Below are 2,105 nucleotides of genomic sequence, written 5' to 3'. Positions count from 1 at the left end.
TTGTGCATGTGATTGGGCCTGAGTTAGGCATTACACAACCGGGTAACACTATTGTATGTGGTGACTCACATACAAGTACACACGGCGCATTTGGAGCAATTGCATTTGGTATTGGCACCAGCGAAGTAGAAATGGTTTTATCAACGCAATGTTTAATGCAGACCAAACCAAAATTAATGCGCATTAACATTGAAGGTGAATTGAAGAATGGCGTATTGTCGAAAGATATTGTGTTATATATATTAAGTAAGATAACAGCAAGCGGGGCAACAGGCCATGCAGTGGAGTTTGCAGGCAGTGCCATTACCAGATTAAGTATGGAAGCAAGAATGACCATTTGCAATATGAGTATTGAAATGGGTGCAAGGTGTGGTATGATTGCGCCGGATGAAACTACATTCAATTATATTAAGGGCAGAAAATTTGCACCGGCAGGAGCGGAGTGGGATAAAAAATTAGCCTATTGGAAAACATTGTTTACAGACGCAACTGCAACATTTGATAAAGAAATTACATTGGATGCTGCCGACATTACACCAATGATAACTTACGGCACCAACCCGGGAATGGGCATTGGTGTAAATGAAAATATTCCAACACTTGCAGCCGTAAATGAAAATGATAAATCCGGTTTGGAAAAATCATTAGCTTATATGGGTTTGCAACAAGGCTTACCCATTAAAGGCCAAAAAATTGATTATGTTTTTATTGGCAGTTGTACCAATTCAAGAATTGAAGATCTGCGTTTGGTAGCAAATTTTGTACAGGGAAAAAAGAAAGCTGATAATGTGGAAGTGTGGATCGTTCCCGGAAGTAAGCAGGTAGAAAAACAAGCTATAGAAGAAGGTATTGATAAAATTTTTGAAGCAGCAGGTTTTCAATTACGTCAACCGGGTTGCTCAGCATGTTTAGGGATGAATGAAGATAAAATACCTGCAGGTAAATATTGCATTAGTACCAGTAACAGAAATTTTGAAGGCAGGCAGGGAGCCGGAGCAAGAACTTTATTGGCAAGCCCTTTATCTGCTGCAGCTGCTGCGGTTACAGGTTTTGTAAGTGATGTACGAGATATGATTGCATAAGCTTCAAAACCCCTGGAAGGTTTTGAAGGGAATAAAAATATTTGAATTGTTACAAAACCCTCCAAGGGTTTTAGAAAATTGATAAAGATTAATAATGAAAGAAGGTTTCAAAAATATAACCAGCACATTTGTTCCGTTGAAAAACGAAAATGTAGATACGGATCAAATAATTCCTGCAAGGTTTTTAAAAGCCACTACCAAAGATGGCTTTGGTAAAAATTTATTCAGAGACTGGCGTTATGAAAATGATAATGAGGCAACACCTAAAGCAGATTTTGTTTTAAATCAGCCGCAATACAAAGGAGATATTTTAGTAGCAGGAAAAAATTTCGGTTGTGGTTCTTCAAGAGAACATGCGGCATGGTCGATTGTAGATTATGGATTTAAAGTAGTGGTATCAAGTTTTTTTGCAGATATTTTTAAAAACAATGCATTAAATAATGGCTTGCTGCCAATAACGGTATCAGAAGATTTTGTACAAAAAATATTTCAGCAGAATAGTACTTCTACACTTTCTGTTGACCTGGAAGCACAAACCATTATTATTGACGCAACTGGAGAAAAAGAAAGTTTTGAAATAAACAGTTATAAAAAAACCTGTATGATCAATGGGTATGATGATATTGATTATTTATTGAACAGTATTGGGGAAATAGAAAAATACGAAACCCCCATCCCCTGAAGGGGAGTTATTCAACTTCACTGATTTTTTTTCATGATTCATTTTTATTGGTACTGTTTGACTATTATAAATTTCATTTTTTTATCCTCTTCAAATAACTTCCCTTTAGGGGATGGGGGCTTTTTCATACGCTTCTATTTCACTGATGCTATTTAACAGGTAATCAATATCATCATAACCATTGATCATACAGGTTTTTTTGTAGCGGTTAATTTCAAAGCCTTCTTTTTCGCCGGTTGCATTAATGGTAATAGTTTGAGTTTCCAAATCAACAGAAAGTGTAGAAGTACTATTCTGCTGAAATATTTTTTGTACAAAATCTTCTGATACCGTTATTGGCA

3 protein-coding genes are annotated in these 2,105 nt (G+C 36.2%); 2 read left to right on the top strand and 1 reads right to left on the bottom strand.

Annotation, left to right across the window (positions count from 1 at the left end; genetic code table 11):
• Positions 1–1,082: 3-isopropylmalate dehydratase large subunit (locus tag ACY65O_RS01545; protein ID WP_462219087.1), on the top strand; the 1,082-nt coding region annotated here is incomplete at its 5' end.
• Between the two features lie 94 nt (positions 1,083–1,176).
• Entirely contained in the window at positions 1,177–1,764 is a 588-nt protein-coding gene (gene leuD, locus ACY65O_RS01540) for a 3-isopropylmalate dehydratase small subunit (protein WP_462219086.1), read from the top strand.
• 105 nt (positions 1,765–1,869) lie between these two features.
• Here the strand turns inward: leuD and ACY65O_RS01535 are convergent.
• Positions 1,870–2,105, bottom strand: a 236-nt coding sequence (locus tag ACY65O_RS01535) for a 3-isopropylmalate dehydratase small subunit (protein WP_462219085.1), incomplete at its 5' end; no start/stop codon positions are given.

This window comes from Ferruginibacter sp., assembly GCF_031430955.1.
Classification (GTDB): Bacteria; Bacteroidota; Bacteroidia; order Chitinophagales; family Chitinophagaceae; genus Ferruginibacter.
This window is presented reverse-complemented; position numbering and strand designations above follow the sequence as displayed.

What these genes read in the sequence shown, in the direction of transcription:
- leuD (WP_462219086.1), top strand. Translation starts at nt 1,177, where the DNA reads ATGAAAGAAGGTTTCAAAAATATAACCAGCACATTTGTTCCGTTGAAA.